Here is a 23947-nt window from a genome sequence, read left to right on the forward strand (position 1 = left end):
ATTTTTTTATTACAATTTGCAATGATAACCTATTAAAATTGTTATACTTAATGGCTTTAGAGATTATTTTAACTCAAATGAACCTAAACAATAAAATCTACTAAATCTTCTATTTTAGAGATGAGCTGAATTTTAATAACTGTGTTTTTTAATGACATTTTATTGTATTTTGAAACAAAAATTGTTGAAAACCCTAATTTTTCGGCTTCCAAAATACGTTGTTCTACCCGTTGCACGGGTCTAATTTCTCCTGAAAGCCCTACTTCTGCCGCAAAACAAAAGTCTTTTTGAAGCGCTACATCTTCATTGGATGATAAAATTGAAGCTACCACAGCCAGATCAATAGCCGGATCATCCACAGTGATACCACCGGTGATATTTAGAAACACATCCTTTGCTCCCAGACGAAAGCCAGCACGTTTTTCTAAAACGGCCAGTAGCATGTTCAAACGTTTTGCATTAAAACCTGTAGCACTGCGTTGTGGCGTGCCATAAACGGCAGTACTCACCAACGCCTGAACTTCAATCATTAACGGACGTACACCTTCTAAAGTAGCTGCAACGGCATTTCCGCTTAATTCTTCATCTTTTTTAGATATTAAAATTTCAGAAGGATTTGAGACCTCACGAAGCCCAGATCCCTGCATTTCATAAATACCCAATTCGTTTGTAGAACCAAATCTATTTTTATGCGCTCTTAAAATTCGGAACACATGATTTCTATCGCCTTCAAATTGCAAAACCGTATCTACCATATGTTCCAAAATCTTTGGCCCTGCAATATTTCCATCCTTGGTGATATGACCAATAAGCAGCACCGGCGTAGATGTTTCCTTGGCGAACTTAATAAGCTCGCTGGTGCATTCCTTTATTTGCGAAATGCTCCCAGAAGAGGATTCAATATAATCTGAATGTAAGGTTTGAATGGAATCTATAATCACAATTTCTGGTTGCAACTTTTCAATTTGCTTAAAGATGTTTTGCGTTTTGGTTTCTGTTAAAATGTAGCAATTGTTATTCTCTGGATGAATACGTTCTGCACGCATTTTGATTTGTTTCTGACTTTCCTCTCCAGAAACATATAAGGTTTTATAAGGCAGCTTTAAAGAAATTTGAAGCAACAAAGTGCTTTTACCAATGCCAGGTTCACCACCCAATAAAGTCAATGAACCAGGAACAATCCCGCCCCCTAAAACACGATTAAACTCGCCATCAAAAGTGTTTAATCTGGCTTCTTTTGAGGCATCAATTTCATTAATTCTTAATGGAATAGCGGTTCTTTTGGCCCTTGAGGTTGGCGGCTTCCAATCGCTCTTCTCAAGTTTCTGAATAACCTCTTCAACAATAGTATTCCATTCTTTACAGGCGTTGCACTGTCCTTGCCATTGCGCATATTGCGAGCCACAGTTTTGGCAAAAAAAAGTCGTTTTTATTTTCGCCATTAATATCCGAAGTCTTCTTTAATTAAATCTGCTTTTTCAAGCATTACATCTTTGGTGATGCCTGCTATTTCATCTAAAGTATAAGCCGACTGATAGGTCCACATTGCTTTTTTAGACTCTCCTGTTTCTTCATAAAAGCGTGCCAAGTAATAATTACCTAAAAGTGTTTTAGGATATTGTTTTCTAGCTATTTTGCCGAGTTCTTCAAAATATTCAAACTTTTCTATTTTTTCTATGGCTGCCGAAATTGCCTTAAAATCGTTTATAAGTATGGTTTTCTCTATGCCGAACAAATTATAAATAGTCTCATACTTTTCTTGAAGATATACAACAGGCGAGGTTTCTAACTTAAGGATTGTTTCTTTATACTCGGCTTTACTAATAGGTTGGAACACACTAAAAATTTTCTCTATAGCATTTGGCAACACATGTAAAGGCAAGGCGTAATGTGAAGGGCCTTCAAAACTTTTAAAGTTGTAATGCAAGTTCTCATTTTCTAATTCAGATAGGTCGGTATGTAAAGCGTTGCTCATCCCGATTATAGGCTTAGAATCACCGCTAGTATTTGCTAGATAGTAAAATGTTTGCGTGTCTATACTTTTTAAACGCTCTGGAATATATTCAATCATTTGAGGCCCCAATTCTGGACTTATCACAATATAACCTTGAAACAATGGCTTTGGTTTCAGTAAAAAATAATTAATAAAATTAGCTGTTTCGCCGTGTCCTACCGCCACTCTAAAATTAGCTGTTCTATAGGTTTTATCAATATAAGGCAATAGCTCCATGCCTATAAACTCAAAAAAATTGACACCTGTTTCAATAGGAAGTGAATTTTGTTCGGAATACATGGAATCATCATAACGTTTATCAAATTGATTTATACCTACTACAATGGCATCTGGCATATCTTCCCAGTAGGAATAATAATCGACGTTACCTGTAACGGCCTCAAAAAGGTAATCGCCATCCAAAACGACAAACACAGGGTAATGCTGATCTTCGTTAGCGTTATAGCCTCTAGGTAGTTGAATTTTTAATTCGCGAGATTCGCCTAATTTTGAAGATTCTATAGATTTATAAATAGCCTGGCCATCAACACTTAAAATGGATACTAGCAGTAACAGAACAAAAAGGAATGGTTTCATAAATAGGATACTGATTTGAGATTTAGTACTGGCAAGATATGAAAATAAGTGAACCCTTAAAAAAGCAAACGCATTGAAGTCACTTTTTTTGCGAACCCTTTTTTCGATTGTAAATAGGTAAATAAATTAAGGATAAGCCTCCGAAAATGATAATCATTAAAGTTTGTGACCCCCACATAATCCATCCAAAGGCAATACTCGGTTCTTCAGCAATTCCAAAAATAGAAAATGCGGCATAAATAGCTAAAGGATAAGAGCCAATACCACCATTTGTAGCGGCAATACTAAAACTGGCAGATATAAAACCTATTAAAATAGCACCTGCTGAAATTCCTTCTAAATCTTCAATGGCAAAGGAAGTGACATAAAACATAAGTAAGTACATAGCCCAAATAAATAGGGTGTGAAAAATGAATGCCCATTTCTTTTTCATCTTAAAAATGCTCAAAGCACCCTCTACCAAACCACTAATAAAATTTCTGATTTTTATTGCAATCTTAGAATCACTATTCTTTATAAATCTTGAAAATAAAAGGACTAATATCGCAAGTATTGAAATCCCAATGATTATTTTAATGGGATCAAAAGTATCTACAAGAAAGCCATAAATAAAATCAAACTGTAAAAAAAGGGTTATTAAAATAATGCCAAACATGACAATAACATCTGCAATACGCTCTGCAACAATAGTCCCAATGCCCTTTTCAAAAGGGACGCCTTCATAATTAGTAAGAATGGATGCTCTGGCTACTTCACCTGCTCGGGGAATGGTATAATTAATTAAATAGGTAGCAAAAACAGCCATGACACTATTACCAAATCTGATGTTGTAACCCATAGGCTCCAACTGAAAACGCCAGCGGTATGCCCGTGATAAATGACTTAGCAAACCCAGGAACATACCCATTATAATATACTTATAATCGGATTTTTTAAGATAGACCAATAACTCTTCAACTGAAACCTTGGATAGCGAATACCAGACCAAAAAAACTCCCAACAACAGTGGGAGTATAATGGTAAGTATTTTTCTTGTTTGTGGTTTCAAAACAACTTATTTTAACAAGTTTGTGGCTTCATCTGGAAATACCAAAGACGGCTTAAAAACTTTAGCCTCTTCAATATCCATGAAGGCGTAGGTTATTAAAATTAAGGTATCGCCAACCGAAACTTTTCTGGCAGCAGCACCGTTTAGGGTAATTTCACCACTGTTTCGCGGCCCTGGTATAACATAAGTTTCAAGACGTTCACCATTGTCATTATTAACAATTTGAACTTTTTCACCTTGTATAATATTGGCAGCTTCCATTAAATCTTCATCAATAGTTATACTACCAATGTAATTAAGGTCGGCACCTGTACATTTTACTCTATGAATCTTAGATTTTACTACTTGAATTTGCATGTGGCAAAGATAATTAATTTAGTGCGATATTATCTATGAGTCTAATATCATCTGCATATACGGCTATAAAAGCTCTATATGATTTTTTGTTTGATTTTCTTTTTACTGGTTTCAAGGTTTCTATATCTGCAATAATAAAATATTCCAATTTTAATAAATCATGTTTTGCAAACTGATTTTCAACCCATTCCGTTATTTTATTAGCACTTTCTGTGCCAAATTTTGCTTTGGCAGTTTTTAGCGTCTTGTAGATAAACGGGGCTGCTTGTCTATATTCCTCTGTTAGACGAGCGTTACGAGAGCTCATGGCTAAACCATCACTTTCACGATGGATTTCGCAACCTACTATGTTTACAGGCATATCGTAATTTCTAACTAGGGCTTTAACTATTTGAAGTTGCTGAAAATCCTTCTTACCAAAATAGGCCTTATCTGGTTTTAAAATATCAAACAACCGTTTCACAATAGTCCCTACCCCGTCAAAATGTCCTTTTCTAAAACGTCCTTCCATTTCGAACTCAATACCACCAAACTTATAATCCTGAGAAATTATATCGCCTTCATATATATCATCAACACTAGGTGCATAAACTAAAATGCGGTTATTTTCGTTAAGTGTTTTAAGCAATTCTACATCGTTATTTAAAGTCCGTGGGTACTTGCTTAAATCATTAGTATTGTCAAATTGGGTTGGATTAACAAAAATGCTCACAACCACATAGTTGTTATCATGAAGCGCTTTTTTCACAAGCGCTAAATGACCATGATGCAAGGCGCCCATAGTAGGGACTAAGCCTATCGTGTGTTGTTGAGATTTTAGTACCTGAATATCAGGCGAAATCACTGTTTTTTGATTGTAAATTTTCACTATTTAATAAAAAATTAACGCGTGCAAACTTAAGATTTTAGAGTGAATTTGCATAAAATTTTGTACTTTTGCGTGTTTTTTATTTTGAATTCTCAAAAGAAAGACAGATACATGACGTGCATTATCAATTTTATAATACCCATAAAATCGTTGTTTGCACATTTTTTAAGACCATTAAAGTCACCAAAACCTAGCATATGAAAGATAAGAGGATATTGTATGTATCATCTGAAGTAGTACCCTATTTACCTGAGACCGAAATTTCATCCATGTCATTTGAAGCGCCAAGAATGGTTAACCAACAAGGCGGACAAATTAGAATTTTCATGCCTAGATACGGGAATATTAATGAGCGAAGACATCAATTGCATGAAGTCATTAGACTTTCTGGAATTAATTTAGTTGTAAATGATTTAGATATGCCACTTATTATTAAAGTAGCATCGATTCCTAAAGAGCGTATTCAAGTTTATTTTATAGATAATGACGAATACTTTAAAAGAAAGGCCACGTTAACGGATGAGGATGGCAAATTGTTTTCTGATAACGATGAACGCGCTATTTTCTTTGCAAAAGGTGTTATAGAAACCGTTAAAAAGTTAAACTGGGCACCAGATGTTATTCATGTGCATGGGTGGTTAGCATCATTACTTCCTGTTTATCTAAAAGAATATTATAAAGATGAACCCTTATTCAATGAAAGTAAAATAGTAACCTCTGTATATAATCAAAGTTTTAACGAAACATTAAATAAAGATCTGTTTAATAAGATTAAATTTGACAACATTAATGATGATGCTATTGAAGGTTTGAAAGAACCAACATACACCAACTTAATGAAAGTAGCTATCGATTATTCTGATGCGCTAATTGTTGGATCAGAAGAAATTCCAGAAAGTTTAGACACTTACATTAAGGCATCTGAAAAACCTGTTTTAGAACACAAACATAAAGATGAATTTGGAGAAGCCTACACGGCGTTTATTAATAATGACGTTTTAAGCTAGACCCACGTTCCTTATATTATATATGAAAAAAATATTTAAAGCCCTAAAATTCTCAAGTCTTTTTAGCCTAATTGTCATTTTATTTGTTGGTTGCGACAAAGACTTTAACATCCTTGAGAGTGATGTTCTTGGTAGAGATAACGCTAACTTTAACACAGGTTTTAATAAACTTCCTGTTTTGGCCTACAATAAAAAGTTAGACTCTGTTCAAATAAACGGTTTAAGCGCTAATTTGCTTGGTGTTTATAACGATCCTTCTTACGGACTCACAAAAGCGAGTATTATTACGCAAGTAACACCAACAACGTTTGGTGTCGATTTTGGCGTTAACCCAATTATTAAATCGGTAACCTTGCACATACCGTATTTTAGTAGAGCTATCGACGTAGATGGTGATGGAAACCTTACTTATACCATACAAGATTCGCTATTCGGAAATCCAGAGGCGTTTATAAAACTCTCTATTTATCAAAACAATTACTTTTTAAGGGATTTTAACCCTAATTCAAGTACAAACGAGGCACAGAACTATTATTCAAATGCTGAAAGTGGCATTAACATGACTGATAATTTTGCTCTTACCGATAACGCTCTCATAAATTTTGACGAGCAAAAGGGCGCTTTAGTATATAATGATGACAATTTCATTCCGAGTGCTGATGCCATTATTACAATTACCGGTGAAGGTGAAACTGCAGTTACGACAAGGTCTGCCCCTGCGCTTAAAGTTGAATTGAACAAAGATTTTTGGACAAATTTATTATTTCTCGATGCCACCGAAGCAGACTTAAGCAATTCTAATAATTTTAAGAATTATTTTAGAGGCTTGTATTTCAAAGCTGAAAATATAGGTAACGATGGTAATATGGTATTGCTTAATCTGGCTTCAAACGAAGCTAATATCACTATCAATTATATCAATGATGCGAGTACCGACGATGATACAGAGACTTATACTCTTAATTTTTCAGGAAACCGATTAAATACTTTTATCAATGATTTTTCATCAGTAATACTAGAAAACGGCGATAAAGATTTAGGCGACCTACAACTCTATTTAAAAGGAACTGCTGGCTCCATGGCCGTTGTAGATTTATTTGGAAATGAAGACCTAAACGATAATGACATTCCAGATGGCTTAGAAGATTTTATTAGTGACTACAGAAAAACGGATAAAGACGGAAAATTTATTACAGAACCGACAACGGGGAATTTCAAACTAAAACGCTTAATTAATGAGGCCCAATTGGTCATTTATGAAGACGTAACGTCGCTGCCTTCAGATGAGGACTACCATAAGTACGACCGTATTTATGCCTATGATATTGCCAATGAACTTCCAACTGTCGATTATTTTATTGATCCTGTAGAAAATAGCCAAGAGCCTTATAACTCAAAAGTCATCAGCTTGGGGCAAAGAATTATTGAAGACGATGTTCCAAAATATAAAATTAGACTGACTGAGCACTTGAACAATATCTTGCTTAAAGATTCAACCAACACCAAATTAGGGTTGGTGATATCCAATAATGTGAACCTCATTAATAATGCGGAAATTTTAGATAGCGAAGATGCGGTTAAGTCAATTCCATCTGTCTCTATTATTTCGCCCAGAGGGACTATTTTATATGGCACCCATAGCACTGTTGACGAAAAGAAAAGAATGGCCTTCGAAATATTTTATACAGAACCCAAAGAAAATTAATCTTTACAATATGTAATTCGCACGCCGAAAGTCATTTATAATTATAAAAAATGACTTTCGTCGTATAAATAGGGAATTCATATAATAATTCTTATTCACTAGCATATATTTCACATATTTGCTTTGAATTAAAACCCCAAAACTAATAGAATCATATGTGTGGAATTGTTGGATATATAGGACATAGAGACGCTTACCCCATTATAATCGAAGGCCTTAAGAGACTTGAGTACAGAGGATACGATAGTGCCGGTATCGCTTTATTTGATGGTACCGATTTAAAAGTATCAAAAACGAAAGGTAAAGTAGCTGATTTAGAAGCGCGTGCAGATATCGAAATTTCAAAAAGTGGAAATGTAGGCATCGGCCATACACGATGGGCAACCCACGGTGTACCTAATGATGTGAATTCCCATCCGCATTTATCAAATTCGGGAGAACTGGTTATTATCCATAATGGAATTATTGAAAATTACGATTCATTAAAACAAGAGCTTATATCTAGAGGCTATGTTTTTCATTCGGATACCGATACCGAAGTGCTCATAAATTTAATTGAAGATGTCAAGAATAAAGAAAATGTTAAGCTTGGCAAAGCGGTACAGATAGCCTTAAACCAAGTTATTGGCGCCTATGCCATTGCCGTGTTCGATAAAAATAAGCCAGAAGAGGTCGTTATTGCTCGGCTAGGAAGCCCTTTGGCTGTTGGCGTTGGAGAAGATGAATTCTTTATTGCTAGTGATGCGTCACCTTTTTTAGAATATACAAAAAATGCCATTTATTTGGAAGATGAAGAAATGGCAGTTATTAGGTTTCATAAACCTATTAAAATCCGTAAAATTAAAGATGATTCTTTAGTTGATACCTATGTACAAGAGCTTCAATTAAACTTAGAACAAATTGAAAAAGGGGGCTATGAGCATTTCATGCTCAAAGAGATTCACGAACAACCTAAAGCGATTACAGATACCTACAGAGGAAGGCTCTTAAGAGGGGATGCCATTATTAAAATGGCTGGTGTTGAAGATAACATGAAGCGGTTTCTTAATGCCAATCGTATTATTATTGTGGCTTGCGGTACATCGTGGCACGCAGGACTGGTAGCCGAATATATTTTTGAGGATCTGGCTAGAATTCCTGTAGAAGTTGAATATGCTTCAGAATTTAGATATAGAAACCCTGTCATTACAGAGAATGACGTGGTGATTGCCATTTCGCAATCTGGTGAAACCGCCGATACTTTAGCTGCCATTAAACTAGCCAAGTCAAAAGGTGCTTTCGTATTTGGAGTTTGTAATGTAGTCGGTTCATCTATCGCAAGAGAATCAGATGCAGGGGCATATACGCATGCTGGTCCAGAAATTGGAGTGGCATCAACTAAAGCATTTACAACTCAAATTACCGTTTTGACATTAATCGCATTACGTTTAGCTAGAGCTAAAGGCACCATGTCAAGTTCAGACTTCCGTCAACACTTATTAGAGTTAGAAATGATTCCTAAAAAAGTTGAAAAGGCCTTAGAAGCGGATGCACATATTAAAATGATTGCAGATGTATATAAAGATTCACGAAATTGCTTATACTTGGGCAGAGGTTTTAATTTCCCTGTAGCTTTAGAGGGCGCATTAAAACTAAAGGAAATCTCGTATATTCATGCTGAAGGCTACCCTGCTGCTGAAATGAAACACGGTCCCATCGCATTGATTGATGAGAATATGCCTATTGTAGTCATTGCTACAAAAAAAGGCCATTACGAAAAGGTTGTGAGTAACATTCAAGAAATTAAATCCAGAAAAGGAAAAATTATAGGTATTGTCACTGAAGGCGATATACAAGTGAAGGAACTAGCAGATCATGTTATTGAAGTTCCAGATACACTAGAATCCTTATCTCCATTACTTACTACCATTCCGCTTCAATTACTATCATACCATATTGCGGTGTTGTTAGATAAAAATGTCGATCAACCACGTAATTTAGCGAAATCGGTTACCGTGGAATAGTTAACGGCATCACAACCTAATTTGAAAATAGTGTGATTTTTATCATTTTAATTGCTAAAATGATAAAAATCACACTATTTTTTTGCAGAAAAACTACTATGCGCGCATAATTTTTTATATTTTTATGTGGAAGTCCTGTATAATATATATATATTGCTAAACTAAACTTAAACTAATTCATACAAATGAAAAAAATTCTCCCAATTTTCATGTTGTTTTTATGCGGTATCACCTACGCTCAAACAACAATTACCGGGACTGTTGTTGATGACAGTGGTCAACCCATTCCTGGTGCAAACATCATAGTTACTGGAACTTCCACTGGAACAGTAACAGACTTTGATGGTAATTTTTCACTCATTTACGCTCAAAACCCTCCATTTTCGGTACAAGCAAGTAGTGTAGGGTTTGAAACAGTGACTGTTGAAGTTACATCAAATAATCAAAAAATTGATTTTATCCTTAACGAAGGAACTTCTCTAGATGAAGTAGTCATTTCGGCATCGAGAACTCCTGAGCGTATTTTCGAATCACCAGTAACTGTGGAGCGTTTCGGATTAAAGGAAATTAAAAATACAGCTTCAGCAGGTTTTTACGATGGATTAGAAAATCTAAAAGGGGTTGATATTAATACGAATAGTTTAACTTTTAAGTCGATAAACACCAGAGGATTTGCAACATTTGCAAACACACGTTTTATGCAGTTGGTAGATGGCATGGACAATTCGGCACCCGCATTGAATTTCCCAATCGGAAATTTGGTTGGAATGAATGAGACCGATGTAGCTAGCGTCGAGCTATTACCTGGAGCGGCATCTGCTCTTTATGGAGCGAACGCATTCAATGGTATCTTATTTATGCGAAGTAAAAGTCCTTTTGATTTTCAAGGCATTAGTGGTTATCATAAACAAGGTATTACTTCGCAAGACGCTGGTGGGGACAATACCTATAGAGATTCTGGTATCAGAGCAGCTTATAAGTTCAGTAATAAATTTGCTGCCAAAGTCAACTTTGGATGGTTAAAAGGGACAGATTGGACTGCTGATAATTATAATGGTAAACCAGGAACTGGTGCTACCAGAGAAAGTCTCGATTATGATGGAATTAACGTTTATGGTGATTTGGTTGCTGCTAACATTAACGTATTAGCTGGCGGAACTGGTATTGTACCAGATGTGGTTGTAAGTAGAACTGGCTACGAAGAAAGAGACTTGACAAACTATAATGCAGAAAGTATTAAAGCAGATTGGGGCTTGTATTTTCGGCCTTGGGAAAATGATTTTGAAATTCAATACGTTGGAAAGTTTGGTACAGGAAATACCATATACCAAGGTAGTAACAGATACAATATTAATGGTTTCTCGCAACAGCAACATAAAATTGAAGTAAAGAATGATAATTTCTTTGTTAGAGGCTATGTCGTTTCAGATAAAGCTGGAGATTCTTATGATATGGTATTCACAGGTGTTAATATAAATAGAGCATGGAAGTCTGATGAACAATGGTTTGGTGAGTATATCAACACTTATGTTGGTGCCACACTTACAGGAGCAACAGATACTCAAGCTCATGCTGCCGCAAGAGCACAGGCAGAGTCAGGGCGTTTTTTACCTGGCACTCCAGAATTTGAAGCTGCATTCAATAAAAGTATTAACGACCCTGATTTGACTACAGGTTCTAAATTCCAGGATGCATCTAAATATTATCATAGTGATGTCAATTACAACTTTAGTCATTTATGGGATGTAGTAGATATTCAAGTTGGTGGCTCATATAGACAATACAGTTTAAATTCTTCTGGGACTATTTATACGGATTTTGATGGTCCTATTGATTATTCTGAATATGGAATCTACACCCAACTCCAAAAAGAATTTGAGTTGAATGATGACATGCAATTAAAACTTACGGGTTCTGCACGTTACGATAAATCTGAATTTTTCGATGGCTTTATTTCTCCCAGAATTTCTGCTGGTTTAACAGTAAACAGAAATCATAATATTAGAGCTTCAGTACAAACAGGTTTTAGAAACCCAACCACACAAGATTTATTTATAGGTCTTAATGCTGGTCCAAGAGTTTTAGTTGGTTCTGCTCCAGATAATTTAGATCGTTATGAAAGAACTTATAACATCAACCCAGGAGGTATTGCTTTGGGTCAACCAGCTACGGTTTCTCAAACGGGTCGAGCTGCTTATGAAAATTCATTCTTAAAATCATCAGTAGATGCATATTTAGCAAGTGGTAACAATGTGAACAATAGAGATGCTAGTTTATTAGAAGTTGGTAACTCTGATGTTGTTAAGCCTGAAAAGGTTACTTCTGTTGAAGTTGGATACAGAGGTAAGCTAAATAAGGTAATCATTGATATGAGTGTTTATTACAACAAGTACCAAGATTTTATTTCTGGAGAAGTTGTGAGCGCACCGTTCTATGGTACTGCTGGAACTGATGATATTTCTGTTGATGCAATTTCAAATCGCGATTTTCGTGATTATCAAACCTATAACAATTCTGAAGCAGATATCAATTCTTATGGTGGCTCTATAGGTTTAAATATGAAAGTTTTAGGAGGTTTTGATTTAGGTGGAAGTTATACCTATACTAAACAGGATTTTGACCAAGCTGCTTTCCCTGACTTTATTACAAGCTTCAATACACCAGAACATAAAACTAAATTAAGTTTTGGAAACACTGAACTATTTAAAAACTTCGGATTTAATGCCGCTTGGAGATGGAGTGACACCTATTATTGGCAAGCTACCTTTGGCAATGGTCAAATTCCAGCCTATCATGTTATAGACGCACAAATTAATTACACAGTCCCATCACTTAAGTCATCATTTAAAGTAGGAGCAACAAATTTACTTGGGGATGAATATTTTACAGCCATTGGTGTTGGTAGCATTGGATCCATGTATTACTTGTCTTGGACTATTAATAACTTATAAAAATTGATTAAAATGAAAAGCATTAAATACATATTCCTTTCAGCTGTCCTAATAACGTTTACAGCTTGTAGTGAAGACGATTACGATTATACCCCAAACCCAGAACCAGTACCAGCTTTTACTGCTGGTAGTGCAGATTTTACAAACTATGTTGCTGTTGGAGCCTCTTTTACAGCGGGTTTCACGGATGGCGCTTTGTTTATTGCTAGTCAGCAAAACTCATTTCCAAACATACTATCACAGCAATTTGGTAGCGCAAATTTTTCACAACCACTGATGAATGATAATATTGGTGGACTACTATTTGGTGGAAACATTATAACTAATCCAAGGCTATTTTTCAATGGCTCTGGACCTGCTGTTTTACCTGCAATACCAACAACTGAAACAACAAATATTCTTTCAGGATCCTTCTCTAATATGGGAGTTCCTGGAGCAAAAAGTTTTCATTTCGTAGCTCCTGGTTATGGTAACCTTGCAGGAGTACCTGTTGGAGCTGCAAATCCTTATTTTGCAAGAATGGCATCATCTACAAATGCAACTATTATTGGTGATGCTGTCGCTCAGAATCCTACTTTTTTCACACTCTCTGAAGTAGGAGGAAATGATGTTTTAGGGTTTGCAACTTCTGGAGGATCAGGAGTTGACCAAACAGGGAATTTGGATCCAGCTACTTATGGTGGAAATGACATTACAGACCCTAATGTATTTGCCCAAGTTTTTTCAGGCCAAGTCACAGCATTAACCGCAAACGGTGCTAAAGGTGTTGTTGCTAACGTACCCTATATTACTAATTTACCTCACTTTACCACGGTGCCATTTGCTCCATTAGATCCAACAAATCCAGATTTTGGCCCTCAAATACCAACATTGAATACAGTTTTTGGTGCGCTAAATCCAATTTTTCAAGCCATTGACCCAAGTCGGGTGATTGTTTTTTCTGAAACGGCGGCAAGCCCTGTGGTTATTAAGGATGAAAGTCTGCCTAATATCGCAGCACAAATTTCAGGAGCACTAGCTGCCAGTCCAGCTTTTCCCGTTTTCCTTTCTCAGTTTGGTTTAGACGGAAGCAACCCGACTATTGTACAAACCGTAGCTGGTTTGTTTGGAAGTTTGTATGGACAAGCAAGACAAGCTACAGAAGATGATTTACTAGTGCTACCAAGTAGCTCAATTATTGGTACAGTAAATACCGCTTTTGCAGGCCAACTAGCCCTAGCAGGATTATCTCAAGCTGTTGCGGGTCAATTTGCTGTAGAAGGCGTCACGCTTCCTTTAGAAGATAAGTGGGTTTTATTACCAAGTGAACAGCTCGCTATTAGAACTGCAACAGATGCTTACAACGCAACAATTGCGAGCGTTGCTTCTGCTAACAGTTTAGCTTTGGTTGATTTTAAAGGCATTTTGGAGGAGGCTTCCACTACAGGAATCTCTGATGGTGATTTCACGCTTACAACTGATTTGGTTTCAGGTGGTTTAGTAAGTTTAGATGGTGTACATTTAACAGCTAGAGGTTATGCTATAATGGCTAATAAATTTTTGGAAGCTATTGATACTACTTATGGCTCCAATTTTATAGCTGCTGGAGTTAAGGCAAATCCTGGAGATTACCCAACAAATTATTCTCCTAACTTATAATAATTCAATTCAAATATATTATACTGAAACACCTTCTTACCGAAGGTGTTTTTTTTGTCTAAAAAAGGCATAGTTTGATACAAAAATTTAAATTAAAAAATATATCTTTGCACGCGAAAACATCAAGTGTGTTCATAGAATTAAATCGCATAATATTAAACATATAAGTAATGTCTAAAGTTACAGGTAGAGTTGCACAAATAGTAGGTCCCGTTATCGATGTTGAATTCGGTGCAGGTGCTGAACTTCCAAAAATTTATGATTCGTTAGAAATTAAAAAAGCAGATGGTTCGCTTTTAGTACTTGAAGTACAATCTCACATTGGTGAAGATACTGTTCGTACTATTGCTATGGATTCGTCTGATGGTTTAAGTAGAGGTACTGAAGTTGTTGCAACTGGAGCACCTATACAAATGCCAATTGGAGGTGATGTATATGGCCGTTTATTTAATGTAATTGGAGATGCTATTGATGGTCTTGGAGATTTACCTAAGGCGGGTGATGCTGGATTGCCAATTCACAGACAAGCACCTAAATTTGAAGATTTATCAACCTCTACTGAAGTTTTATTCACAGGTATTAAAGTCATCGATTTAATTGAGCCCTATGCAAAAGGTGGTAAAATTGGATTATTTGGTGGTGCCGGTGTAGGTAAAACGGTATTAATTCAGGAGCTGATTAACAATATAGCTAAAGGACACGGTGGACTTTCAGTTTTCGCTGGAGTTGGAGAAAGAACGCGTGAAGGGAATGACCTTTTAAGAGAGATGTTAGAATCTGGCATTATTAAATATGGTGACGACTTTATGCATTCTATGGAAGCAGGCGGATGGGATCTTTCTAAAGTTGATAAAGCTGGAATGAAAGAATCTAAAGCGACGTTTGTTTTCGGACAAATGAATGAGCCTCCTGGAGCACGTGCACGTGTGGCCTTATCTGGTTTAACCATTGCTGAATATTTCCGTGATGGTGCTGGTGAAGGACAGGGAAAAGATGTCCTTTTCTTCGTAGATAATATTTTCCGTTTTACACAAGCTGGATCTGAGGTATCTGCATTACTTGGTCGTATGCCATCTGCGGTAGGTTACCAACCCACATTAGCAACAGAGATGGGTGCCATGCAAGAGCGTATTACATCAACAAAAAGAGGTTCTATTACATCTGTACAAGCGGTTTATGTACCTGCAGATGATTTAACCGATCCTGCTCCCGCAACAACATTTGCTCACTTAGATGCCACAACGGTATTATCTCGTAAAATTGCTGAATTGGGTATTTATCCTGCGGTAGATCCGTTAGATTCTACTTCAAGAATTTTGACTGCTGATATTTTAGGAGCTGAACATTACAACTGTGCGCAACGCGTAAAAGAGTTATTACAACGATATAAAGAATTACAAGATATTATTGCCATCCTTGGTATGGAAGAATTATCTGAAGAAGATAAAATGGCTGTTGGTAGAGCAAGACGTGTACAACGTTTCTTATCACAACCGTTCCACGTGGCTGAGCAATTTACAGGCCTTAAAGGTGTTTTAGTAGACATTAAAGAAACCATTAAAGGGTTTAATATGATTATGGATGGTGAATTAGATCACTTGCCAGAAGCAGCATTTAACCTTAAAGGAACTATTGAAGAAGCTATTGAAGCTGGTGATAAAATGTTAGCTGAAGCTTAATTGGTTAATGGTTTATAGTTTATGGTTGCTAGTTTTACCAACAACCATAAACTAATAACAAACAACTATAAAATATGTATTTAGAAATTGTATCTCCAGAAGCATCCCTAGTAAGTGGCGAAGTTGAAAGCGTTACTGTTCCAGGTGTCGATGGTGAATTCCAAATGTTAAATAATCATGCCGCCATTGTTTCACTATTGGCTGAAGGTGAAGTAAGGTTTCAAGGAAATCCTGCAATTACCATAGGCTACGAAAATAAATTTACTCAGAAAAACGGTAAATGGGTTATGCATATTAATGGCGGAACCATTGAAATGAAAGATAATAAAGTTATTGTTTTAGCAGACTAGATTTTATTTTACAATATATTAAAAACGCGAAGCAAATGCTTCGCGTTTTTTTATGCCCTTTACCTAATCTTTAATAGGCTAAGTTCTTCATTTGCATTCATCAAAATAAAATATAATTCGTCGTTTATAACAATACGCTCAATAGCCTTAACTTCATTATTCGGCAAACTTATTAAATCTTTATAGTCAGATATTTTATTGTTGTTATAAGTTAAAATATAACATTGAGAAGCATCGTAACGTATCGTTTCAACTTCTGAATCATATATACTTCCAACTCCCAATAATTCAAGTAAACCATCATTATTCATATCTAAAAACTCAAAATCTAGCGTAGGTCCAAATTGAGCTAAATTGGGTAAGCTTTTAAATTCAAAATCCCCATTGCCATTATTCTGAATATAATACGAACTAAAACTGGAGGCTTGTAAATGAAGGGCAGACTCGATATTTTCTTTTCCGTAAACATCCATAATATTCGAATTGGCAAACTCTCTAAATGTTTTAATTTTTTCGTTTAAGAAAGGTGTTTGTTGAGATGAACATTCCTTACCACGAATAGGAAATAAATCGCCATCAGATTCTTTACTTAATGCAATATCGTAGCTAGCATTGTCATCAAAATAATTAGCATAAATATGTAGTGGTTTCTTTTCTGTTGGATGAAATTTATTATTTTCTCCTAAGTTTCCAACAAAATAATCATCATCGCCATCGGTATCAAAATCTATCGCGCATATGGTTTGAAACCAACCTGTAATGGTATTTGTTGGCAAATCTACTTTTGTAAAAGTGCCCTTTTCATTATTAAAAAATGTGACAGGCATCCATTCGCCTGCCAAAACTAAATCGACATCGCCATCACTATCATAATCTGAAAACTGGGCATCGTTTACTAAACCAATGGTCTCTAACTCCTTAGCTTTTATCGAAGTCATGTTTATAAAGTATCCGTTTTTATTTTCCAATAAATACGATGTTGGTTCCTTGGGATATTTCCCTGGAACTATGCGTCCGCCAACAAATAAATCTAAATCACCATCATTATCATAATCGCCAGTGGCAATGGCCTTTGTAATCGTCAACATTTCTGGAAGTTTTCGTTTCGAAAAATTTCCTTTACCGTCATTTATATATAACCTGTCTTGAAGTAAAGTGCTTTTTTCTGGTTGACTGTAGTTACCCGAAGCAACATATAAATCTAAATCGTTGTCATTATCAACATCAAAAAACAATGCATTGTTATCATTATACGCTTTATCTTTTTCAAATAACTCCTGATTTGTTTTCACAAAAGTTCCTAAATTATTTTGAATATAAAGTTCTGCAGAAAATCCTATTGTATTTCCAATGAAAACATCGTCTAAACCATCGTTATTCACATCGGCAACGCTTAGTGCATTATCAATTGTAGATTGCTTTTGAGGTAATAATAACTGCAAGTTGTAATCGTTAAAATTAACAGATTTGTGTTTGTAATCAATTCCTATGCTAGAGGCAGAAATTGAATCGAATAATGACACTTCTTTTTTAACATCAACATCTTCTTTTTTTGCTTTTGAATAAGACAAGGTTAAGCGCTTATTTGCTTCAATATTTGTTAAAGTTTCTGTCTTATTATCATTCCAAATCACTTTCAAACTATCTACAACTTTTGATTCTCCCAACCCAAAATTCAAATTAAAACTTACTGATGATTGATAGCCTCTACTCGTATATAGTTGCTTTAATTGTTGTGTATTATTAGTGTAAACTTCAACTTTTGCACCGATGCCTTTTATGTTTTCTTTTGAGCCTTCTAAACTTAATGTTACATAGTTAGCTTCTGTATTATTCCTATAAATAGATGCTTTATCTGACTGATTATTAAGCACAAGATCGAGGTCGCCATCATTATCAAGATCGGCATAAGCGGCACCGTTTGAATTTATTTTAGCGTCAAAACCAAAATCAAGAGAGACATCTTTAAAAGTATAATCGGCATTATTTTTAAACATATAATTTGTAAGCTTTTCTGAAGGAATTAAATTAGTAGCTTCTTCTAAACTTTCCTTTTTATTATAGTTTATATTTTTTCTGCGCATGGTATTTCTAAAATCCTGATTAGAAAGGTCTTTATCTATTCCGTTGGTAACAAACACATCGTTAAAGCCATCATTGTTAAAATCGGCAATTAAGGGCGCCCAACTCCAGTCTGTTTTTGCTATTCCCGAAAACTGGCCAATTTCACTAAAAGTTCCATTTCCGGAATTAAGTTGTAACATATTAGACATGTATTGATGGTGATAGCCTTTGTTCACCATACGATTAAATTTTGCCGTGCTCATGGATGGCATATTTTCTTTTCCGCGCTTTCTATCGGCAGCCATCATGTCTAAAACAATAAGATCTGGTAACAAATCATTATTAATATCAGCAAAATCAGAGCCCATGCTATTGTTTGAAATATGCTTAAAGTTCTCTAGAACAGAGTTTTCGAAAGTGCCATCTTTATTGTTAATGTATAAAAAATCGGGTTCTAAAAAATCGTTTGCCACATAGATATCTGGCCATGAATCGTTATTAAAATCGCCAATAGAGGCACTTAAACCCCATGCTTTTTTAGTGGAAATCCCCGATGTTTTCGTGACGTCTTTATAGACGCCATTGTCGTTTCTGAATAACCGGTCTATATCATCTTTTGTTAATCTACTTTGATATTGAGGTGGGCTGAGTAAATCGTTATTAAAATTTGAGCTATGGTTAACGAGATACATATCTAAATCGCCATCTTTATCGTAGTCTAGAAAATAAGCCTGTGTTGAAAAACCATATTCTTTTAGCCCATATTTTAAAGCCTCTTCCTTAAAAGTATTGTTTTTTTGATTGATAAAAAGCTTGTTTTGCCGCGCCCTGCGATTGTTTAATGATCCCGATTTACAAACATAAATATCCAACCACCCATCGTTATTAATATCTACCATAGCAACTCCTGTAGTCCAGCCTGTATCATCTTCGACTTTAGCTTTTTCAGTAATATCTTCAAATACAAAGTTCCCTTTGTTTAAGTATAATTTATTGGAATTTTGATTAGAGGTAAAGTAAACATCTTCTAAACCGTCGTTATTAATGTCGCCTACAGCTACGCCTCCGCCATTATATATATATGAGTAGTTTAAAAAATTGAAATCCAAATTTTCTTCAACTTTATTCTCAAAATCTATTTTAGAATGGCTTTCTGGAATCGCTGTGAACACAGTGTTTTTTCCATCGTCAAAAGGAACAAAATTGTTTTCTTCGCTACAGCTTATACAAAAGCAAATTAAGGTTATGAATAATATGTGCTTTAAACTCATAGCTGACTTCATTTATTTTAAAAAATATATTAAAAACGTGAAGCAAATGCTTCGCGGTTTTTTATACCCACAGATTAATGTAATATCCATTTGTAAAAGGAATCAAAAACATTAAACCATAAAAAAATTACTCCTTTTTTAATCCAAGTTTATGCCCCAAAAAAGCATAATATAAAATAATGAGATAACATGGTAATAAAATCCAATAACCTTTTGTAGAAGCTTCTGCAAATGCCATGGCATCACTCATACCTTGAGCAACTAAATCCGCTTTATTTCCATCAACTAATTTTCCATATAATGGAGGTATTATTGCGCCTCCTGAAATAGCCATAATTAACAATGCTGAAGCTGTTTTAGTGAATTTACCCAACCCCTTTAATGTTAAAGGCCAAACAGCTGGCCAGACCAATGCATTAGCTGTCCCCAATGCTGCTACAAAAAGAACGGATACAAATCCTGAAGTAAAAATTATACAAAAAGTAAATATTATTCCTAAAATAGCGCTTGCTCTTAATGCTAAAGCTTGATTAACATATTTAGGAATTAAAAACACACCTAGTCCATAAGTAGCAACCATCGCCATTAATGTAAAGGTTGTGAAAAATTTAGCATCAGTGGCGGGAAACCCTAAAGAAATACCGTAAGCTATAATAGTGTCACCTGCTATAACTTCAGCACCAACATACACGAAAAGGGTTAATACTCCTAGCCATAAATGTGGAAATTGAAAAATACTGGTTTTAGCTGTTTCTCCTTCTTTTGATACTTCAATCGGTTCGGCTTCAACATGTGGCAACGGTGCTTTTCTAATTAGAACCCCTAATATAAAAAGAACAACTGCCATAACAATATAAGGCGTTACAACACTATCTGCCATAGCATCTAACAAGAGTCCTTTTTCAACAGCACTAACGATACTTAATTTTTCTTTAATTTCGTCTATTCCTGATAATAAAAGAGCTCCAAAAATTAGTGAGCCTAAGGCACCTGCAACCTTATTCGCAATTCCCATAATTGCTATACGCTTTGCGGCACTTTCAATAGGTCCTAAAATAGTAATATAGGGGTTTGAAGCTGTTTGTAACAAAGTCATCCCCATACCTTGTACAAAAATCCCTAATAAAAACACCCAATATGTTCTTGCCTCTGCTGCTGGAATAAAAACTAAAGCACCAATAGCCATGACAATTAAGCCTAAAGACATCCCTTTTCTATACCCAATTTTATTAATTATATAGGAAGCGGGTAAAGCCATAACCACAAAGGAAATGTAGGAAGCTGATGCTACTAAAAAGGATTGTGCAGACGTTAATTCACTAATAGTTTTCATAAAAGGTATTAAAGCACCATTAATCCAAGTAACAAAACCGAAAATGAAAAATAATCCGGCTATGATAAGAATTGGAACTAAGTGTTTGTTCTTTGCTTGCATTGATGTTTCTAGATTATTAGCTATGGTTATTAATAAAATTATATTTTAGTTTGTTTTACCGTCATTAATATTGAAGATGCATTCTTTAGTTTGTTTATATAATTACGTCCAATTCCAAATAATAAGTTCCCAATTTTGATTATTTGACATATACCTTTTTAGCAACTTAAACCCTATTGTTTTATGGGCATTTAAAGACCTCGTATTTTTTCCGTCTACCTCGGTAATTATCGCATCAAATTCATGTTTTACATGGGTTTTCATGGCATTGTAAAGCCCTCTAAATACACCTTGTTTTCTAAATGCTTTATCAATGCAAATCTGCCCCATGGTTATATAGCTAAGATTTGGATCTACACAGCTATCTATTTTCTTAAACATGGGTTTTAAAACAGGTATCTCTTCCTTAAATGCTTTAACCATAGATAAGGCATACCCAATTACGTTGCCATTACTTTTTGCAATGGTGTGGGCACAGGTATTGTTCATGGCTTTTAAGATGGAAAAATCATGTTGTACGGTTACAAAGCCTTCAGATTTGCTCTCTGCTTTGGATATAGAATCTCGAATATTTACATGTTGAAGATCGAGAATTTGATATAACTCCTCAGTAGTTTCTGCCTTTTTGTAAATTATATTTTTCACTTAAAAGACTACACTTTTTTAATCACATTGGTAACAATACCCCAAATGATAAAATCATTTTCGCTTGTAATTTTTATTATGGGATAATTGGGATTTTCTGGCTGCAACCAAACCTCATCTTTATCTACTTTTAAACGTTTTACTGTAAACTCACCATCTAAAAAGCAGACCGCTATTTTGTTGTTTTCTGGTTCCAGGCCTTTATCTATAACCAACAAATCATTGTCGTCAAGTCCTGCTCCAATCATAGATTGCCCGCTTACCCGTGCAAAAAAAGTGGCTTCTTTGTTTTTAATAAGTTCTCTGTCTAAAGAAAGTCGCTCTTCTTTAAAATCTTCGGCTGGCGAAGGAAATCCTGCTGAAATGCCGGTATCTAAAAATACGGCATCCAATCCGTTGATGGCTTCTGGTGTGAAAAGCGTTAAACTTTTAGAGGTATGAAGTATCATGTTTATTTGTGTATTATTTTTTTGCTTTAGTGTTGCAATCCTTTGTATTCGCTAACACTTTATAATGACATTTAAAACCTTTTGCAATCTGACTAAGGTGGATGTGAAAGTAAATATACGAGAAAGTGATATTTAAATTGAAAAAGAAACTATTAAAATAAAATTTTATTGTATATCCGTAAACACCCCTATATTGATTAATATTTTGTATATTTAATTGATTCAAAAACAGTTAGCTATGGATATATTTTCTTTTGGGGTTCATTTCACAGATGAAAAGAGTTGCAGGCTTCATTTCAAGGAGCAAAGGGACAAGCAAGGTGTTGTTTGTAAGCGTTGCGGATGTACAGACCACTATTGGCTGATCAATAAATGGAGCTATCAATGTAAATCCTGCAACTCAAGGACATCATTGCGCAGTGGCACCATAATGGAAAGCTCTAAATTGTCATTTCTGGTTTGGTACAAGACCATTTTTTTGATGAGCACCACAAAAAAAGGATTTTCCAGTAAAGAGATACAGCGCCAGTTGGGGCTAAAACGTTATGAGCCAGTTTGGGCAATGGTCCATAAACTGCGTAGAGCAATGGGGGATCGTGATGACAGGTACACATTGGAAGGAATGATAGAAATGGATGAAGGCTATTTTACTATTGAAGCCTCGGAACAAGCACACAAAACCCAAAAAGCAGGTCGAGGGAGCAAAACTAAATCCAATGTTATGATTATGGCAGAAAGCACCATACTGGAAGATATAGAAACAGGAAAAGTAGATAGACAATGCCGTTATTTTAAAGCTAAGGTATTAGAAGACCACAAGGCAGATGGCACAGACCAAAGCTTCAAAGACGCTATTGATGACGAGCAAACTATTATATTTACAGATAAGAGTACTTCATATGTAAATATTGCAGACTATGTAGAAATACATATGACAGAGAAATCAAACGAACAAACCACCAAAGAAACACTCAAATGGGTGCATATAGCAATAAGCAATGCTAAAAGGAACTTTGCGGGAACTTATCATAAAATCAAGAAGAAATATTTGCAATTATATCTGAACGAGTTTGTTTATAAGCTCAACCGCAGGTATTTTGGAGAACGAATCTTTGATAGGCTTATTATTGCTAGCATTACAGCTAATGGACATTAAACGGATATACAAAAAATTTTTGATCTTAAAAAAACTTCGCTTTCTTTATAATAGAATTCCCAATACGTTTATAGGTCACTTTTTTGCCCTTTGCACAAAAATGATACACTGCTTTTTCCTTTTGTTCTTTATAAGACAACAATAAAACATCAGTGACATCGCACTTATAGTCTTTAGCAACCTTTTTCTTTACATGATCAATTGTGGCATGACCTCGCTTTAATTTTGATTGGATTTTACTATCTAACTTTGGCTCTTTAAACCCTTTCTCCATATTACAGGCATTCTTACTTAATTACTTAGAGCCATCTGCAACGGCACCAACTGTAGCTGGTTTTTCTGAATCGATATACTCCCAAGAAAAATCAGTCTTTAGTAAAACGCGTCTGCCATCATCTGTTTTTACAATATGATTATCTTGGGCAAAACCGATACCAGAGATCGTAAATAAGAGCAATAAAAAAATCGTTTTCATAGTGCGTATATTTTATAGAATTATAAAAATACACTTTTCGTGTTAAACTAATCTTCTACATATTCTAAAATATCGGCTGGTTGGCAATCTAAGGCTTTACAAATAGCCTCTAATGTTGAAAACCGAACCGCTTTAGCCTTACCCGATTTCAAAATAGATAGATTGGCAGGCGTTATATCTATAATTTCGGCCAATTCATTGCTACGCATTTTACGCTTCGTCAACATGATATCAAGATTTACAATTATTGGCATAA

20 protein-coding genes are annotated in these 23947 nt (G+C 35.2%); 8 read left to right on the forward strand and 12 right to left on the reverse strand.

Annotated features, from left to right (window positions below; genetic code table 11):
* Positions 1–83: 83 nt before the first annotated feature.
* The 5 genes from radA to panC all read right to left on the reverse strand — a co-directional run bounded on the left by radA (position 84) and on the right by panC (position 4863).
* Positions 84–1442, reverse strand: coding sequence for a DNA repair protein RadA (gene radA, locus FAF07_RS06435; protein ID WP_142784326.1), 1359 nt, complete (start codon positions 1440–1442; stop codon positions 84–86).
* On the reverse strand, positions 1442–2590 hold the full coding sequence (locus tag FAF07_RS06440; protein ID WP_142784327.1) for an alpha/beta hydrolase: 1149 nt from the start codon (positions 2588–2590) through the stop codon (positions 1442–1444). The genes radA and FAF07_RS06440 overlap by 1 nt, the downstream gene beginning before the upstream one ends.
* Positions 2591–2669: 79 nt before the next feature.
* Positions 2670–3638, reverse strand: coding sequence for a lysylphosphatidylglycerol synthase transmembrane domain-containing protein (locus FAF07_RS06445; protein ID WP_142784328.1), 969 nt, complete (start codon positions 3636–3638; stop codon positions 2670–2672).
* 6 nt (positions 3639–3644) lie between these two features.
* Positions 3645–3995, reverse strand: coding sequence for an aspartate 1-decarboxylase (gene panD / locus FAF07_RS06450; protein ID WP_142784329.1), 351 nt, complete (start codon positions 3993–3995; stop codon positions 3645–3647).
* A gap of 13 nt (positions 3996–4008) precedes the next feature.
* On the reverse strand, positions 4009–4863 hold the full coding sequence (gene panC, locus FAF07_RS06455; protein ID WP_142784330.1) for a pantoate--beta-alanine ligase: 855 nt from the start codon (positions 4861–4863) through the stop codon (positions 4009–4011).
* A 197-nt stretch (positions 4864–5060) separates the two neighbouring features.
* Between panC and FAF07_RS06460 the strand changes: the two genes are divergently transcribed.
* The 7 genes from FAF07_RS06460 (at position 5061) to FAF07_RS06490 (ending at position 16196) form a co-directional block, all read left to right on the forward strand.
* Positions 5061–5870: a glycogen/starch synthase gene (locus FAF07_RS06460; protein ID WP_142784331.1), complete on the forward strand. Its 810-nt coding sequence runs from the start codon at positions 5061–5063 to the stop codon at positions 5868–5870.
* A gap of 22 nt (positions 5871–5892) precedes the next feature.
* Positions 5893–7575: a DUF4270 domain-containing protein gene (locus tag FAF07_RS06465; protein WP_142784332.1), complete on the forward strand. Its 1683-nt coding sequence runs from the start codon at positions 5893–5895 to the stop codon at positions 7573–7575.
* Positions 7576–7730: 155 nt separating this feature from the next.
* A complete protein-coding gene (gene glmS / locus FAF07_RS06470; protein ID WP_142784333.1) occupies positions 7731–9578 on the forward strand; it encodes a glutamine--fructose-6-phosphate transaminase (isomerizing) in 1848 nt (615 codons plus the stop codon).
* A 185-nt stretch (positions 9579–9763) separates the two neighbouring features.
* On the forward strand, positions 9764–12529 hold the full coding sequence (locus FAF07_RS06475) for a TonB-dependent receptor (RefSeq protein WP_142784334.1): 2766 nt from the start codon (positions 9764–9766) through the stop codon (positions 12527–12529).
* A gap of 12 nt (positions 12530–12541) precedes the next feature.
* Positions 12542–14167 (forward strand): SGNH/GDSL hydrolase family protein, encoded by a 1626-nt coding sequence (locus FAF07_RS06480; protein WP_142784335.1) that lies wholly within the window; start codon positions 12542–12544, stop codon positions 14165–14167.
* A gap of 170 nt (positions 14168–14337) precedes the next feature.
* Entirely contained in the window at positions 14338–15846 is a 1509-nt protein-coding gene (gene atpD / locus FAF07_RS06485; RefSeq protein WP_142784336.1) for a F0F1 ATP synthase subunit beta, read from the forward strand.
* 74 nt (positions 15847–15920) lie between these two features.
* Positions 15921–16196, forward strand: coding sequence for a F0F1 ATP synthase subunit epsilon (locus tag FAF07_RS06490; protein WP_142784337.1), 276 nt, complete (start codon positions 15921–15923; stop codon positions 16194–16196).
* Between the two features lie 59 nt (positions 16197–16255).
* On the opposite strand, the gene FAF07_RS06495 is transcribed toward FAF07_RS06490, so the two are convergent.
* The 4 genes from FAF07_RS06495 to FAF07_RS06510 all read right to left on the reverse strand — a co-directional run bounded on the left by FAF07_RS06495 (position 16256) and on the right by FAF07_RS06510 (position 22060).
* A complete protein-coding gene (locus FAF07_RS06495; protein ID WP_142784338.1) occupies positions 16256–19531 on the reverse strand; it encodes a VCBS repeat-containing protein in 3276 nt (1091 codons plus the stop codon).
* Positions 19532–19658: 127 nt separating this feature from the next.
* On the reverse strand, positions 19659–20966 hold the full coding sequence (locus FAF07_RS06500) for a sugar MFS transporter (protein WP_142784339.1): 1308 nt from the start codon (positions 20964–20966) through the stop codon (positions 19659–19661).
* 102 nt (positions 20967–21068) lie between these two features.
* The gene (locus FAF07_RS06505; RefSeq protein ID WP_246067789.1) at positions 21069–21611 is read right to left on the reverse strand and encodes a GNAT family N-acetyltransferase; all 543 of its coding nucleotides are present in this window, start codon (positions 21609–21611) and stop codon (positions 21069–21071) included.
* 8 nt (positions 21612–21619) lie between these two features.
* Positions 21620–22060 carry a LexA family protein gene (locus FAF07_RS06510; RefSeq protein ID WP_142784340.1) on the reverse strand — a complete coding sequence of 147 codons (441 nt, stop codon included), beginning with the start codon at positions 22058–22060 and terminating at the stop codon, positions 21620–21622.
* Positions 22061–22298: 238 nt separating this feature from the next.
* Here FAF07_RS06510 and FAF07_RS06515 point away from each other — a divergent pair, with 238 nt between their 5' ends.
* The gene (locus FAF07_RS06515) at positions 22299–23216 is read left to right on the forward strand and encodes an IS1595 family transposase (protein ID WP_142783597.1); all 918 of its coding nucleotides are present in this window, start codon (positions 22299–22301) and stop codon (positions 23214–23216) included.
* Positions 23217–23241: 25 nt separating this feature from the next.
* On the opposite strand, the gene FAF07_RS18820 is transcribed toward FAF07_RS06515, so the two are convergent.
* Genes FAF07_RS18820 through FAF07_RS06525 form a run of 3 tightly spaced genes read right to left on the reverse strand, consistent with a single transcriptional unit; the run spans position 23242 to position 23945 of the window.
* Entirely contained in the window at positions 23242–23490 is a 249-nt protein-coding gene (locus tag FAF07_RS18820; protein WP_246067790.1) for a hypothetical protein, read from the reverse strand.
* 21 nt (positions 23491–23511) lie between these two features.
* Entirely contained in the window at positions 23512–23691 is a 180-nt protein-coding gene (locus tag FAF07_RS18825; protein ID WP_246067791.1) for a DUF3157 family protein, read from the reverse strand.
* A gap of 47 nt (positions 23692–23738) precedes the next feature.
* Positions 23739–23945, reverse strand: coding sequence for a helix-turn-helix domain-containing protein (locus FAF07_RS06525; RefSeq protein WP_142784341.1), 207 nt, complete (start codon positions 23943–23945; stop codon positions 23739–23741).
* Between the last annotated feature and the right edge of the window lie 2 nt (positions 23946–23947).

This window comes from Changchengzhania lutea (genome assembly GCF_006974145.1).
Classification (GTDB): domain Bacteria; phylum Bacteroidota; class Bacteroidia; order Flavobacteriales; family Flavobacteriaceae; genus Changchengzhania; species Changchengzhania lutea.